Origin of the sequence: Sporomusa sp. KB1, assembly GCF_007830295.1 — a bacterium.
Classification (GTDB): Bacteria; Bacillota; Negativicutes; order Sporomusales; family Sporomusaceae; genus Sporomusa.
In genome coordinates this window covers 2,385,881-2,398,910 of record NZ_VLKC01000002.1, presented here as the reverse complement: position 1 = coordinate 2,398,910, position 13,030 = coordinate 2,385,881, and the positions used below count along the sequence as shown (strand labels likewise).

Sequence of the window (13,030 nt, the reverse complement as noted above, 5' to 3'; positions counted from 1 at the left end):
CCTCCTTTCCGGTATTACTTAATATTAAGTTCCAACACTTCCGGCTGTTGCGCGGCGTGTGGATGATTCGGACCAGCGTAAACATTAAGCTTACGATACATTTCACGACCAAGGGTGTTTTTGGGTAACATGCCTTTAACAGCCGCTTCAATAACACGCTCAGGTTTAGTTGCTAACATTTTGCCAGCAGTAGTGAAAGTTGTGCCACCCGGGTAACCGGAATGACGGAAATAGGTTTTTTGCTCCAGTTTTTTGCCAGTCAATACAATTTTTTCAGCATTAACCACGATTACATGGTCGCCAGTATCAACATGTGGAGTAAAGATTGGTTTATTTTTGCCGCGAAGAACTTTCGCGACTTCAACGGCCAAGCGACCAAGGGTTTGACCCTCAGCATCGACAACATACCACTTGCGTTCGATGTTGGCCGGGTTTGCCATAAAAGTTTTCATTGTCTATCCTCCTCGTGAAAGCTAAAGGACTATACTATCGCAATACAAGCTATGATGATCAACCTTGAATTCCGGGGCTAATGGAAGTCATGGCAAAATTCTCATAAAGCTATTGTAATAAATTAGTTAACTAATGTCAAGCGTTATCCCTTGCCACTGAAAAAATATTTTGGACAGTCTAATACTTAACTTCCACCAAATATAAGCCTTGCGACGGTGCGGTCATGCCGGCTGCATGGCGATCACGGCCTTGCAGTATTGCCGCAAAACCTGCCGGAGTTAAACGACGCTGGCCGACTTTTACAAGGGTTCCCACCAAGTTACGAACCATATGATAGAGGAAACCTGTACCCCAGAATTCAAACTCAATCAAGGAGTTACCTGCACTGCGGCACTGGGCAGCCATTATGGTGCGCACCGGGCTTACAGGCGCTCCCCCTGTAGCCCGAAAAGCCGAAAAGTCATGGGTACCCACAACAGCTTGCGCAGCTTCATGCATTAAGGATACATCAAGCGGTAGTGGAAAATGCCAGGCATAATTACGCTCAAATGGGTTAGCTATCCGCGTATTTACTAGCCGGTAGCGATAAATTTTACTTTTTGCTGAACAACGGGCATGAAATTCAGCAGTCTCTTCTGCGGCCGCAACAACAACAATATCATCAGGCAATAAACCCCTGGCCGCCAGTGGGATACGTTCTGCCGGTATTGTGCCTTGAGTGAAAAAGTTGACAACCTGATAATAGGCATGCACCCCTGCATCAGTCCGAGCTGAGCCATTTATAGTAAGCGGATGCCCAAAGATTTTTTGCAATCGTTCTTCCACTAGCTGCTGAATGGTCATGGCATTGGCTTGGCGTTGGAACCCATGGTATGCATTTCCGTCATATGCGAGGACAAGCTTAATGTTTCTCATATTACTAGTTTATATGCCCTGACGGTTACCAATACAGCAATCAATACCATAAGAATCACGGCTGCCATTACGTCCGGTGCACCCATTTTTAGTTCTTTCATCCGGGTACGATTTTCGCCGCCCCGGTAGCATCTGGCCTCCATCGCCACTGCTAGTTCGTCAGCCCGACGAAAGGCACTGATAAATAATGGCACAAGTAAAGGTACCATGTTTTTGGCTCGTTTCAAGATGCTGCCAGATGAAAAATCTGCACCTCGCGCCATTTGAGCCTTCATAATCCGGTCAGCTTCCTCCAGCAGTGTCGGAATAAACCGGAGTGCAATGGTCATCATCATCGCCAGCTCGTGTGCTGGCACCCCTAATCGCCGGAAGGGATTTAGCAATCTTTCTATACCATCAGTGAGGGCAATCGGTGAGGTGGTAAAGGTTAATAGTGAAGATACCACAATTAATAGCACCAACCGTAGAGACATAAATATGCCCATACGACTGCCCTCTTGGGTCACAGTCAGTGGTCCCAGGTTATATAGTACTGTCCCCGGGGTACTAAAAACATGAATAGCCACTGTCAATAGAATGATGATCCACAGCGGCTTAATTGACCGCAGCACCATTCGCATAGGAATCCCCGACACAGCCACTGCCATAGCAGCAAAGGCGGTAAGTATAGCGTAAGCCAGATAATCCTCTGCCAGAAATATCGTGCTAATATATGTGATTACGCCCAGTATCTTGGTACGGGGATCAAGCAGATGGATGGGTGATTTCCCTGGAAAATATTGGCCTAAGGTTATATCAGTGAGCATTTTTCCGCCCCCTGACAGCTTGATAAATTCCCTTAGCCGCAGCTTCAGCCGTCATCACATCATTACTAATAGCCAAACCCTTAGCTCTAAATTTGTCAATAAGCGCTGTAATTGGCGGCACATCAACTCCAGCTTCCTGAAGTTTTTCACGGCCACTGCTGAAAATTTCCTTTGGCAGCCCATCAAGACTAATCTGTCCGTTATTCATAACCAGCACACGGCTGGCAAAACGCGCAATATCTTCCATGTTATGGGATACAAGGATAACGGTAATCCCAGTTTTTTGATGTAGTTGAACAATTTGGCCAAAAATTTCATCGCGCCCACAAGGATCAAGTCCGGCAGCCGGTTCATCCAGCGCCAGATAGTCCGGTTCCAGGGCAATTACTCCAGCGATAGCTACCCGCCGCATTTGCCCGCCACTTAAATTAAAAGGTGAGCGATCTTTGAAGGTATCGTAGTCAAGCCCGACAAACTCCATCGCCCGTCTGATGCGAGTTTCTATTTGGTCTTCTGTTAGATCGAGGTTCTTAGGGCCAAAGGCAATGTCCTGATAAATAGTTTCTTCAAATAGTTGATGTTCAGGATATTGAAAAACCATGCCTACCTGGCGCCTAACCTGCCGTGCCGCCAGGCTTTTCGTTGCTAGGTCAATACCATCAATGGTTACTTGACCAGAAGTTGGTGCAATCAGGCCGTTCATATGCTGAACCAACGTAGATTTCCCTGAACCAGTATGCCCGATTATGCCGACAAATTCCCCTTTGTTTATTACAAGATTAATATTTTGTATGGCTGTTCGCTGATAGGGGGTTCCCGGCATATATGTATATGTAACGTTATCAAAGTTTATGGACATAACGCCACCACCAATTGTTCATCACTTATTATGTCTTGGCTAAGCTGTATTCCTTGTTTCCGTAAATACGCAGCAATCTCAGCCGCTACCGGAACATCTAATCCCATAGCTTTGAGACGCTCGACCTGACAAAAAATCTCTGTAGGTGTTCCCTCCATGGCAATTTTTCCCTGATCCATTACAACTACCCGATGAGCAGTCACTGCTTCTTCCATGAAGTGCGTAATATAAACAACTGTGATCCCTTCCTTATTTAATCGGCATACGGTGTCTAAAACTTCCTTACGACCGCGGGGATCAAGCATGGCTGTCGGCTCATCAAGAACCAGGCACTTAGGCCGCATTGCCAGCACGCCAGCAATAGCCACCCGCTGTTTCTGACCGCCGGAGAGCAGATGGGGGCCATGATGGCGATATTCTTCCATATTAACAAGTGCCAGTGCCTCAGTTACCCGCCTGGCAATTTCCTGGGGAGCTACGCCTAAGTTTTCCGGGCCAAAGGCAACATCCTCTTCTACAATTGCAGCCACAATCTGATTATCGGGATTTTGAAATACCATACCGATTTGTTGTCGGATTTCCCATACCTTATCGGCGTCAGCAGTATTAATACCGGTTATAAGACATTTGCCGCCTGTCGGCAATAGCAAGGCATTAAGATGCTTTGCCAAGGTTGATTTGCCTGAACCATTGGTCCCGATGACAGCAACAAATTCTCCTTGATTAATTGTCAGGTTAATATCAGTAAGCGCAACTACCTCCTGGTTATCATAACCGGGGTATGTGTGACGCAAATTTTCAATTTTAATAAGTTCTCCCATATGAGGCTACTGCACCCCCGTAAGAATAAAGGCGACCCGTTGGGCCGCCTTGTCTCTGTACTTGTTACACTAATTCGATGATCGCCATCGGAGCAGCATCGCCCCGACGAGGTCCCAGTTTCATGATCCGGGTATAACCGCCATGACGTTCGGCATATTTAGGAGCAATCACGTCAAACAGCTTTTTAACTACTTCTTCGTCGTAGAGGCTTGATAACACTTGGCGGCGAGCATGTAGATCGCCCCGCTTAGCCAAAGTAATCATTTTATCGGCAAGGCCGCTGATTTCTTTCGCCTTAGCTTCCGTTGTCTCAATACGCTCATATGCAAAGAAGGAAGTTAACATGCTGCGAAATAACGCTTTACGTGCACTAGTGTCCCGTCCTAACTTTCTGTAGGCCACAACTCTTCCCTCCCTTTACTCTTCTTGTTCTGCGAGTGCCAGACCCATTTCAATAATTTTTTTCTTAACTTCTTCCAGTGACTTGCGTCCCAAATTGCGAACTTTCATCATATCATCTTCGCTCTTTTGCACAAGCTCTGCCACTGTATTGATTCCGGCCCGTTTCAAACAGTTGTAAGAACGTACTGAGAGATCCAGGTCTTCAATGGTCATTTCCATTGTCCTGTTTTTACCCTCTGCAGGTTCTTCAGAAACTAAATCCTGATCCTCATCTTCTTCTGGAGGTTCTCCGGCAATATTTTGAAACAATTTCAGGTGCGACACCATAATTCCAGCAGCTTTGCTAACCGCTTCTTCAGGACGCATACTGCCGTCAGTCCATACTTCTAATGTCAGTTTGTCATAATTAGTTACGTTACCAACACGCGTATCCGTAACGTTATAATTGACGCGTACAATAGGTGAGAAGATGGAGTCAATAGGAATAATCCCGATTACATGGTCGGGTTTTTTGTTTTTGTCAGCCGGTATATACCCTTTGCCTTTTTCTATCATGATTTCCATCCGGAGCTGACCACCAGCACCTACTGTCGCCAAGTGCAGTTCCGGGTTTAAAATATCAATGTCGGCATCGGCTTTAATATCGCCTGCTGTGACTTCGCCTTCTTCAAACGCTTCAACAAGCAAAACTTTAGGCTCGTCACTATGCATTTTAAGACACAGTTCTTTTAGGTTTAATATAATGTCGGTGACGTCCTCCCGAACACCGGGAATAGTAGCAAATTCATGAAGCACACCGTCAATTTTCACTGAGGTTACAGCTCCACCTGGTAAAGATGATAAGAGCACCCGCCGTAAACTGTTGCCCAGCGTAATGCCAAAGCCTCTGTCGAGCGGTTCCCATACAAATTTGCCATAACGGCTGTCTTCACTTATTTCAACTATTTCGATCTTCGGTTTTTCGATTTCAATCATCCGGAAAAACCCTCCTCATTTGGCCAAACTCTTACATTACGCCATCGCCACGGTTGAGGGCAACTTATCTTGAATACAACTCTACGATGAGATGTTCCTGGATAGGAATATCAATTTCCTCCCGGGTGGGGTAGCGCATAACTTTACCGCTCATATCGGCAGCCGTAAGTTCGATCCAAGCTGGAGCTTGCTTATGACCAAGCGATTCAGCGATTTTTTTCATAATGGGTGATTCTTTGCTTGTTTCCTGGACGGCGACAACATCACCAGCTTTTACCAAGAAGGATGGGATATTTACGCGGCGGCCATTTACATTTAACAAGCCATGACGGACCAATTGTCTTGCTTGGTTGCGGCTTTCAGCCATTCCCATGCGAAAAACAACGTTGTCAAGTCTTCTTTCCAGCATAACCAAAAGGTTTTCGCCGGTAATGCCTTTTTGGCGTTCCGCTTTTTCAAAGTAATTCCGGAATTGACGTTCAAGCACGCCGTAGATGCGGCGGGTTTTTTGTTTTTCCCGGAGCTGAATACCATACTCAGAAACTTTTTTACGGGTTTGACCAGCACCATGCTGGCCGGGAGCAAAGCTGCGCACAGTGAAGGCGCATTTATCGCTATAGCATCTGTCGCCTTTGAGATATAATTTTGCGCCTTCGCGACGGCATAATCTGCAAACAGGACCTGTATATTTTGCCATTCTTACCAAACACCTCCCAATTCCTTAAACTCTTCTTCTTTTTGGCGGACGGCATCCATTGTGCGGAATGGGTGTTACGTCTTTAATTGCATTAACTTCAAGGCCTGCAGCCTGGAGTGAACGGATGGCGGCTTCGCGGCCGGCACCAGGACCTTTTACAAATACTTCGATTTGTTTAAGGCCATGTTCCATGGCAGCTTTGGCAGCAGTTTCAGCAGCCATTTGAGCAGCAAATGGGGTACTTTTCCGTGAGCCTCTAAAGCCCAGTCCACCGGCGCTTGCCCAGGAAATGGCATTGCCTCTGGTATCAGTGATGGTAATGATGGTGTTGTTGAAAGTCGAACGAATGTGAGCAACACCATGTTCTATATTTTTACGTTCTTTACGTTTTGTTCTGACAACTTTTTTTTGAGCCAAAGGTTATTCCCTCCCTTACTTCTTCTTCTTAGCGCCGACAGTTCTTTTTGGGCCTTTGCGGGTACGGGCATTGGTCTTAGTACGCTGACCGCGTACAGGAAGACCCATGCGATGCCGCTTGCCACGATAAGAGCCGATCTCAATGAGCCGCTTAATATTTAATGCTTCTTCCCGGCGAAGATCGCCTTCTACGCGATAGTTTTTATCAATGTTTTCACGTAGTTTGGCAACTTCTTCTTCAGTTAGATCCCGGGTCCTGGTATCAGGATTGATTCCGGTATTAGCCAGAATCTCTTTTGATAATGTTAAACCAATACCAAAAATATATGTTAAGGCAATTTCAATGCGTTTGTCACGCGGTAAGTCTACACCGGCAATACGTGCCATGTTTTAATCCACCCCCTCTTTTAACCTTGTTTTTGTTTATGTTTAGGATTTTCGCAAATCACCATTACTCTGCCATGCCGTTTGATGATTTTGCATTTTTCACATATAGGCTTAACCGATGGCCTTACTTTCATAATTAAACCTCCCTTTAGTGCGTCCGCCGCCCGCCAGTCCGTGTTCGCTCATCGACTTGACTAACGAACTTACGAACCCACGAACACAAGCTATTTAAACCTATAGGTAATACGGCCGCGTTTTAAATCATACGGTGTAAGTTCAATAGTAACTTTATCGCCTGGCAAAATTCGAATAAAATTCATCCGAATTTTCCCTGATACATGCGCCAGCACAATATGACCATTTTCCAGTTTTACCTGGAACATAGCATTAGGAAGCGCCTCCACGACCGTACCTTCCACTTCAATTACATCTTGTTTGGACATATGAGCTATCCCCTCCTCGTCCGCTTTTAACAGCTTATCTGGTCGCCTCGATGTGGGCGAGGTCCTGACGGATATCTTCGTCGGTGATTGGTAAACCCCCTGCTAAAGCGTCCGTCACCTTGTTAGCAATAGAGTTAAGCTTTTTAACATGCTTAACATTCTTTTTTTTAGGATTGCTGACTCTACGTCTGCGTCCGTCAGCTACCAGAAGGGTTTGCGGCTTATACCACCCAAGTACTATATATGCGTGACCAGTATCCCGTCCGGTTGCTGAAATCACAATAGTTCCTGGATTACTATTTCCATCTGGCACAAGCCGTCTCCTCCTATAGTTTTGTTAATATTTCCGGACCATCAGGCGTAATCGCAATGGTGTGTTCAAAATGGGCTGACGGCTTGCCGTCAACAGTCACTACTGTCCAGTTATTGCCCAGAGTCTTAACCTCATGCGTCCCGGCATTAATCATAGGCTCTATTGCTAATGTCATACCAGATTTTAATCGCGGCCCGCGTCCAGGAAGCCCATAGTTAGGTATTTGCGGATCTTCGTGCATGTTCCTGCCAATGCCGTGCCCAACATAGTCGCGCACCACACCATAACCATATCCTTCGGTATAGGTTTGAATTTCATGGGAGATATCACTTAACCGATTCCCTACTATGGCTTTTTCGATTCCTTTATAGAGCGATTGTTCGGTAACTTCGATAAGCTTTTTCATCTCAGCATCCACTTGGCCTACAGGCACAGTAATGGCGGCATCGCCAACATAACCGTTTATTGTGGCACCAAGATCAATACTTATATTATCCCCATTTTTCAACCTTTTTAATCCAGGAATGCCATGTACTACCTCTTCATTAACCGAGGCACAGATATTACCCGGAAAGCCATTATAACCCTTAAAGGTCGGTACTGCACCTTTGCTTTTGATATACTGTTCGGCAATCCTATCAATTTCCAGCGTTGTGACGTCAGGTTTTACCGCTTTTTTAACTTCGTTAAGCGCTTCAGCCACGATCCGCCCGGCATCACGCAGGTAATTTAGTTCCCTTTGTGACTTTAAGATTATCATACTTGGCCGCCTCTCAGGCTATCTACTATATCTTTCAAAACAGTTTTGATAGGCTGCAAACCATTAATTTCGGTATACAATCCTTTGTCTTGATAGTATTCGATTAGCGGCTGAGTTTGGACTTGATATACTGACAAACGGTTAATGACTGTTTTTTCCTGGTCATCATCCCGCTGGTACAGCTCACCACCACATTTATCACAAATATCGTTTTGTTTCGGAGCGTTAAACACTACGTGATAGGTAGCGCCACATCCTTTACAAATTCGGCGGCCAGTCATACGGCCAACGAGTTCAGAACCTGGTGCCGTAATATTGACGACCCTGTCAAGTTTGATGTCAAGTTCGGCCAATGTGCGATCCAAGGCTTCTGCCTGAGCAATAGTACGGGGAAAGCCATCAAGGATAAACCCCTTTTGGCAGTCGTCTTTAGCTAAACGCTCTTTAACAATGCCAATGGTTACGCTGTCAGGCACCAAGTGCCCGGCGTCCATGCAAGCTTTCGCCTGTTTGCCAAGTTCAGTGCCTTCTTTTACAGCGGCCCGAAACATATCACCTGTCGATATATGCGGGATTTTGAAATTTTCTACCAGCTGTGCCGCCTGTGTGCCTTTACCGGCACCAGGAGGTCCCATTAAAAGAATAAACATGACCACTACCTCCTACTTCATAAAGCCTTGGTAATGACGCATAAGTACCAGCGCCTCTACTTGCTTCATGGTATCCAGAGCCACGCCTACTACGATCAGCAGGGCAGTACCCCCAAAGTAAACTCCTTGGAGATTGGTTACTGCGCCGACGAAATTCGGCAGTATGGCAATTATGGCCAGGAAGATTGATCCAGCCAGGGTAATTCTGGTCATAACCCGGTCTAAATAATCGGCGGTAGGTTTACCTGGTCTGATACCAGGAATAAACCCGCCGTGTTTTTTCATATTATCTGCCATATCTGATATGTTCATAGTAACCGCAGTATAGAAATACGTGAAAAATATGATGAGCAGCGCATATAATGCTGTCTGCAGCGGCGTACCCCACGCAAACCACCCTGCCACTGTTTTTACCCAGGCAATATCAACAAACTGGGCAATGGTTACCGGGAACATCAGCACAGATGACGCAAAGATAATTGGAATAACACCCGCTTGGTTAACTTTAAGCGGAATGTGAGTAGAATTGCCACCATACATTTTTCGGCCAACTACTCGTTTAGCGTACTGTACAGGAATTCTGCGTTGACCTTGCTGTATCATAATAACAAACACAATCATGGCCACTGCAATGATGAGAAACAAAAAAACATTGAAGATATTAATTGTTCCTGCTTTTACATACTCAAAAATGGTAAAGATACCATCTGGCAATCTAGATACAATACCAGCAAAGATGATCAGCGAAATACCGTTACCAATACCTCTTTCGGTAATTTGCTCACCTAACCACATAAGAAAAGTTGTTCCTGCAGTAAGTGTAAGCGCAATAATTAAAACGTTACCAAAACTAGGGTTAATGATGGCTACCTTAAGACCAAATGCCATACCAATTGCCTGAATAAAACCAAGTCCGACAGTACCATAACGGGTGATTTGGGTGATTTTTTTGCGACCCTCTTCGCCTTCTTTAGCCCACTGTTCGAATTTCGGCACAACTACGGTGAGTAGCTGCATAATAATTGAGGCATTAATGTAAGGCGTTATGCTCATGGCAAATATCGAGAATTTGCTTAAAGCACCACCGGAAAACATATCCAGCAGACCAAACAGATTACCACTGGTAAATAGTTGCTCGATAACGGCGGCATTTACTCCCGGTACCGGGATATGCGTACCAAGCCTGAATACCAAGAACATTACCAAGGTGAATATAATCTTCTGCCTTAGCTCAGTAATCTTTAAAATATTGGAGAGCTCTGACAGCAATTAAATCACCTCAACTGTACCGCCGGCTGCCTGAATTTTTTCAGCGGCCGACTTAGTAAAGCCATTGGCTTTAACTGTTAAAGCCTTGGTGAGCTCGCCATTACCTAACACTCTAAGACCATCAAGTACTTTTTTTATTACACCAGCTTCTACTAAAGCTTCGAGATCAACAACTGAACCGTTGTCAAACCGATTAAGTACAGCTACATTAATTTCGCTGTATTCTTTGGAGAAAATATTGGTGAAACCGCGCTTAGGCAGTCTTAAGTACAAGGGCTTTTGGCCGCCTTCAAAACCAGGACGCACACCACCGCCGGCACGGGATTTTTGGCCTTTATGGCCTTTACCGGAGGTTTTACCAAGACCGGAGCCTAAACCACGGCCTACACGAGTGCGAACTTTTTTTGAACCAGGCGCTGGAGCTAATTCATGTAATTTCATTAACAGCACCTCCTTGAACTAGTATGTTTGGCTATTGCCACTTGGGAATTATTCTGCAACTTCCTGAACGGTAACAAGGTGTTCTACTTTATGAACCATACCTCTGATTACCGCATTATCTTCTTGAATAACCGAGCTGTTGGTTTTTTTAAGACCCAGCGCTTTTACGGTTGCACGCTGATCTTGGGGTCGGCCAATCACGCTACGGGTTAAAGTAATTTTAATCTTCGCCATAATGTTACCTCCTTAACCCAACAGTTCCTGAACGGTTTTGCCGCGCAAAGTGGCAACTTCCTCAGCTCGCTTAAGCTGACTTAAACCAGTCATTGTAGCCCGAACCATGTTGTTGGCGTTAGATGAACCAAGCGACTTCGTCAAGATATCATGAATGCCGGCAAGTTCAAGCACAGCACGTACTGGGCCGCCAGCAATTACGCCTGTACCTTCTGAGGCAGGCTTTAACATTACTTTGCCGGCTCCGAACACACCCATGATTTGATGAGGAATAGTGGTACCGACAATAGGAACTTTTATTAGATTTTTCTTAGCATCTTCTACACCTTTACGGATAGCTTCAGGTACTTCACCAGCTTTGCCTAGGCCGAAACCTACATGGCCGTTGCCATCGCCGACAACTACCAGAGCGCTGAAGGAAAAGCGTCTGCCACCTTTAACTACCTTGGCAACCCGGTTGATGAATACTACTTTTTCTTTAAGGTCAAGACCGGTGTAATCAATTCTGGCCATTAATTTCCCTCCTTTTCTTAGAATTCAAGTCCAGCTTCGCGTGCAGCAGCCGCTAAGGCAGCAACACGACCGTGATAGATATTGCCGGCACGATCAAATACTACTTTTGTGATGCCCTTTTCAAGGGCCCGTTTAGCGATTGCCTCGCCTACAACTTTAGCGGCCTCAATGTTGCCACCATATTCAACTTTAGCCTGCACTTCTTTATCTACAGTACTGGCTGATACCAAGGTCACGCCAGTTTTGTCGTTAATAATCTGAGCATAAATATGCTTCAAACTACGGAATACGTTAAGACGCGGACGTTCAGCACTGCCAATTAGGGTTTTCCGGGCTCTTAATTGGCGTTTTTGACGCCCGATGTTTTTGCTCGGTTTACGCAGCAAGGTGTTCACTCCTTTCGCTTAAATTCCTTACCTTGAGTTTATTTCTTGCCTTTACCGCCAGCTTTACCCACTTTGCGACGGATAACTTCGCCTTCATATTTGATGCCTTTGCCTTTATACGGTTCTGGTTCGCGATAGCCACGAATTTTAGCAGCAAGCTCACCAACAGCTTCTTTATCAATGCCTGAAACCACAATTTTATTAGGCGCAGGAACATCAATGGTGATGCCTTTCGGCGGCTCAACTTCCAGCGGATGTGAGAAGCCTAAAGTAAGCGCCAGTTTTTGACCGGCTTTAGCGGCACGGTAACCAACACCGGCAATCTCCAGGGTTTTAGTGAAACCTTGAGTTACACCGGTTACCATGTTGCTGACCAACGTTCTGGTCAAACCGTGCAGAGAACGATGTTGTTTGTTATCTGTAGGCCGTTTGACGTTAATAACATTGCCTTCCATTTCGATAATCATATCTTTATGAAGCTGGCGTGTCAGTTCGCCTTTAGGGCCTTTAACTGTCACTACATTGTCATCCCCGATAGTTACGGTAACGCCAGCAGCAACAGTGATGGGACTCCTACCAATTCTAGACATGTTGCACCTCCTGTATCACTACTAGACTACCAGACGTATGCGAGTACTTCGCCGCCCAGACCTTCTTTGCGTGCGAGTTTATCGCTCATGATGCCTTTAGATGTCGAAACAATCGCAATTCCAAGACCTCCGAGTACTCGCGGCAATTGTTCTTTCTTTGCATATACGCGAAGACCAGGCTTAGAAATGCGCTTAATCCCCGTAATTACTTTTTCGCGATTTGGGCCGTATTTTAAGCTTACCCGAATCATTCCCTGCTTGCCATCGGCAATCATATCGAAGTCTCGAACAAAACCTTCGTCTTTCAGGATTTGTACTACAGCTTGTTTGATTTTGGATGCCGGAATTTCGACTTTATCGTGATAAACCGAGTTGGCATTGCGAATGCGAGTCAGCATATCGGCAATTGGATCGGTCATTACCATGGTTCAGAACCCCCTTCCTATATGTTGCTGCTACTACCAGCTGGCCTTGGTTACTCCAGGAATGGCGCCTTTGTAGCTCAGTTCCCGGAAACAAATCCGGCACATTTCAAATTTACGCATATATCCGTGCGGACGACCGCAAATTTTGCAGCGATTGTATTTACGGACTTTAAATTTCGGCTCATTCTTCCATTTTTCAATCAAAGACTTTTTGGCCACCGATTTCCCTCCTTTGTTCCAATTGAAACTGTTCAGTAATGTCCAGGTGCTAGT

The 13,030-nt window shown here is 45.5% G+C and carries 23 protein-coding genes; all 23 read right to left on the bottom strand.

The annotated features are described in order from the left end of the window. Window positions 1–14: 14 nt before the first annotated feature. Entirely contained in the window at window positions 15–452 is a 438-nt protein-coding gene (gene rplM, locus SALPA_RS14865) for a 50S ribosomal protein L13 (protein WP_021168727.1), read from the bottom strand. Between the two features lie 178 nt (window positions 453–630). After that, on the bottom strand, window positions 631–1,368 hold the full coding sequence (gene truA / locus SALPA_RS14860; protein WP_145095504.1) for a tRNA pseudouridine(38-40) synthase TruA: 738 nt from the start codon (window positions 1,366–1,368) through the stop codon (window positions 631–633). Further along, window positions 1,365–2,174 (bottom strand): energy-coupling factor transporter transmembrane protein EcfT, encoded by an 810-nt coding sequence (locus SALPA_RS14855; protein ID WP_145095501.1) that lies wholly within the window; start codon window positions 2,172–2,174, stop codon window positions 1,365–1,367. Before SALPA_RS14855 ends, truA begins: the two co-directional genes overlap by 4 nt. Further along, on the bottom strand, window positions 2,164–3,033 hold the full coding sequence (locus SALPA_RS14850) for an energy-coupling factor transporter ATPase (protein WP_145095498.1): 870 nt from the start codon (window positions 3,031–3,033) through the stop codon (window positions 2,164–2,166). Before SALPA_RS14850 ends, SALPA_RS14855 begins: the two co-directional genes overlap by 11 nt. Continuing rightward, a complete protein-coding gene (locus SALPA_RS14845; RefSeq protein ID WP_145095494.1) occupies window positions 3,024–3,854 on the bottom strand; it encodes an energy-coupling factor transporter ATPase in 831 nt (276 codons plus the stop codon). Before SALPA_RS14845 ends, SALPA_RS14850 begins: the two co-directional genes overlap by 10 nt. Window positions 3,855–3,918: 64 nt before the next feature. Next, entirely contained in the window at window positions 3,919–4,257 is a 339-nt protein-coding gene (rplQ, locus tag SALPA_RS14840; protein WP_021168722.1) for a 50S ribosomal protein L17, read from the bottom strand. 15 nt (window positions 4,258–4,272) lie between these two features. Further along, on the bottom strand, window positions 4,273–5,232 hold the full coding sequence (locus SALPA_RS14835; RefSeq protein WP_094607408.1) for a DNA-directed RNA polymerase subunit alpha: 960 nt from the start codon (window positions 5,230–5,232) through the stop codon (window positions 4,273–4,275). 64 nt (window positions 5,233–5,296) lie between these two features. Continuing rightward, on the bottom strand, window positions 5,297–5,929 hold the full coding sequence (rpsD, locus tag SALPA_RS14830; protein ID WP_145095491.1) for a 30S ribosomal protein S4: 633 nt from the start codon (window positions 5,927–5,929) through the stop codon (window positions 5,297–5,299). Window positions 5,930–5,953: 24 nt separating this feature from the next. Continuing rightward, window positions 5,954–6,346, bottom strand: coding sequence for a 30S ribosomal protein S11 (gene rpsK, locus SALPA_RS14825; protein ID WP_021168719.1), 393 nt, complete (start codon window positions 6,344–6,346; stop codon window positions 5,954–5,956). Between the two features lie 15 nt (window positions 6,347–6,361). After that, the gene (gene rpsM, locus SALPA_RS14820) at window positions 6,362–6,733 is read right to left on the bottom strand and encodes a 30S ribosomal protein S13 (protein WP_145095488.1); all 372 of its coding nucleotides are present in this window, start codon (window positions 6,731–6,733) and stop codon (window positions 6,362–6,364) included. Between the two features lie 20 nt (window positions 6,734–6,753). Continuing rightward, entirely contained in the window at window positions 6,754–6,867 is a 114-nt protein-coding gene (gene rpmJ / locus SALPA_RS14815) for a 50S ribosomal protein L36 (protein WP_028971919.1), read from the bottom strand. Between the two features lie 90 nt (window positions 6,868–6,957). Further along, complete coding sequence (gene infA, locus SALPA_RS14810) at window positions 6,958–7,176, bottom strand: translation initiation factor IF-1 (RefSeq protein ID WP_021168717.1); 219 nt, start codon at window positions 7,174–7,176, stop codon at window positions 6,958–6,960. Between the two features lie 34 nt (window positions 7,177–7,210). After that, entirely contained in the window at window positions 7,211–7,489 is a 279-nt protein-coding gene (locus SALPA_RS14805) for a hypothetical protein (protein ID WP_145095486.1), read from the bottom strand. A 13-nt stretch (window positions 7,490–7,502) separates the two neighbouring features. Then, window positions 7,503–8,249, bottom strand: coding sequence for a type I methionyl aminopeptidase (gene map, locus SALPA_RS14800; RefSeq protein WP_145095483.1), 747 nt, complete (start codon window positions 8,247–8,249; stop codon window positions 7,503–7,505). Continuing rightward, on the bottom strand, window positions 8,246–8,899 hold the full coding sequence (locus SALPA_RS14795) for an adenylate kinase (RefSeq protein ID WP_145095480.1): 654 nt from the start codon (window positions 8,897–8,899) through the stop codon (window positions 8,246–8,248). Before SALPA_RS14795 ends, map begins: the two co-directional genes overlap by 4 nt. Before the next feature lie 12 nt (window positions 8,900–8,911). After that, complete coding sequence (gene secY, locus SALPA_RS14790; RefSeq protein ID WP_145095477.1) at window positions 8,912–10,168, bottom strand: preprotein translocase subunit SecY; 1,257 nt, start codon at window positions 10,166–10,168, stop codon at window positions 8,912–8,914. After that, window positions 10,169–10,609 (bottom strand): 50S ribosomal protein L15, encoded by a 441-nt coding sequence (rplO, locus tag SALPA_RS14785; RefSeq protein ID WP_145095474.1) that lies wholly within the window; start codon window positions 10,607–10,609, stop codon window positions 10,169–10,171. A 48-nt stretch (window positions 10,610–10,657) separates the two neighbouring features. After that, window positions 10,658–10,843 (bottom strand): 50S ribosomal protein L30, encoded by a 186-nt coding sequence (gene rpmD, locus SALPA_RS14780; protein WP_021168711.1) that lies wholly within the window; start codon window positions 10,841–10,843, stop codon window positions 10,658–10,660. Between the two features lie 12 nt (window positions 10,844–10,855). Then, window positions 10,856–11,356, bottom strand: a complete 501-nt coding sequence (gene rpsE, locus SALPA_RS14775) for a 30S ribosomal protein S5 (protein ID WP_021168710.1) — start codon at window positions 11,354–11,356, stop codon at window positions 10,856–10,858. A gap of 17 nt (window positions 11,357–11,373) precedes the next feature. After that, on the bottom strand, window positions 11,374–11,742 hold the full coding sequence (rplR, locus tag SALPA_RS14770; RefSeq protein ID WP_145095471.1) for a 50S ribosomal protein L18: 369 nt from the start codon (window positions 11,740–11,742) through the stop codon (window positions 11,374–11,376). Between the two features lie 38 nt (window positions 11,743–11,780). Beyond that, the gene (gene rplF / locus SALPA_RS14765; RefSeq protein ID WP_145095468.1) at window positions 11,781–12,332 is read right to left on the bottom strand and encodes a 50S ribosomal protein L6; all 552 of its coding nucleotides are present in this window, start codon (window positions 12,330–12,332) and stop codon (window positions 11,781–11,783) included. A 26-nt stretch (window positions 12,333–12,358) separates the two neighbouring features. Further along, complete coding sequence (gene rpsH / locus SALPA_RS14760; protein WP_145095466.1) at window positions 12,359–12,757, bottom strand: 30S ribosomal protein S8; 399 nt, start codon at window positions 12,755–12,757, stop codon at window positions 12,359–12,361. A 33-nt stretch (window positions 12,758–12,790) separates the two neighbouring features. Beyond that, window positions 12,791–12,976, bottom strand: a complete 186-nt coding sequence (locus tag SALPA_RS14755; protein ID WP_021168706.1) for a type Z 30S ribosomal protein S14 — start codon at window positions 12,974–12,976, stop codon at window positions 12,791–12,793. Window positions 12,977–13,030: the final 54 nt, after the last annotated feature.

Excerpts from the sequence above, each read along its gene's own strand:
- rplM (WP_021168727.1), bottom strand. The coding sequence starts at position 452 with ATGAAAACTTTTATGGCAAACCCGGCCAACATCGAACGCAAGTGGTAT.
- truA (WP_145095504.1), bottom strand. The coding sequence starts at position 1,368 with ATGAGAAACATTAAGCTTGTCCTCGCATATGACGGAAATGCATACCAT.
- SALPA_RS14855 (WP_145095501.1), bottom strand. The coding sequence starts at position 2,174 with ATGCTCACTGATATAACCTTAGGCCAATATTTTCCAGGGAAATCACCC.
- SALPA_RS14850 (WP_145095498.1), bottom strand. The coding sequence starts at position 3,033 with ATGTCCATAAACTTTGATAACGTTACATATACATATATGCCGGGAACC.
- SALPA_RS14845 (WP_145095494.1), bottom strand. The coding sequence starts at position 3,854 with ATGGGAGAACTTATTAAAATTGAAAATTTGCGTCACACATACCCCGGT.
- SALPA_RS14835 (WP_094607408.1), bottom strand. The coding sequence starts at position 5,232 with ATGATTGAAATCGAAAAACCGAAGATCGAAATAGTTGAAATAAGTGAA.
- rpsD (WP_145095491.1), bottom strand. The coding sequence starts at position 5,929 with ATGGCAAAATATACAGGTCCTGTTTGCAGATTATGCCGTCGCGAAGGC.
- rpsM (WP_145095488.1), bottom strand. The coding sequence starts at position 6,733 with ATGGCACGTATTGCCGGTGTAGACTTACCGCGTGACAAACGCATTGAA.
- rpmJ (WP_028971919.1), bottom strand. The coding sequence starts at position 6,867 with ATGAAAGTAAGGCCATCGGTTAAGCCTATATGTGAAAAATGCAAAATC.
- infA (WP_021168717.1), bottom strand. The coding sequence starts at position 7,176 with ATGTCCAAACAAGATGTAATTGAAGTGGAAGGTACGGTCGTGGAGGCG.
- map (WP_145095483.1), bottom strand. The coding sequence starts at position 8,249 with ATGATAATCTTAAAGTCACAAAGGGAACTAAATTACCTGCGTGATGCC.
- SALPA_RS14795 (WP_145095480.1), bottom strand. The coding sequence starts at position 8,899 with ATGTTTATTCTTTTAATGGGACCTCCTGGTGCCGGTAAAGGCACACAG.
- rplO (WP_145095474.1), bottom strand. The coding sequence starts at position 10,609 with ATGAAATTACATGAATTAGCTCCAGCGCCTGGTTCAAAAAAAGTTCGC.
- rpmD (WP_021168711.1), bottom strand. The coding sequence starts at position 10,843 with ATGGCGAAGATTAAAATTACTTTAACCCGTAGCGTGATTGGCCGACCC.
- rpsE (WP_021168710.1), bottom strand. The coding sequence starts at position 11,356 with ATGGCCAGAATTGATTACACCGGTCTTGACCTTAAAGAAAAAGTAGTA.
- rplF (WP_145095468.1), bottom strand. The coding sequence starts at position 12,332 with ATGTCTAGAATTGGTAGGAGTCCCATCACTGTTGCTGCTGGCGTTACC.
- rpsH (WP_145095466.1), bottom strand. The coding sequence starts at position 12,757 with ATGGTAATGACCGATCCAATTGCCGATATGCTGACTCGCATTCGCAAT.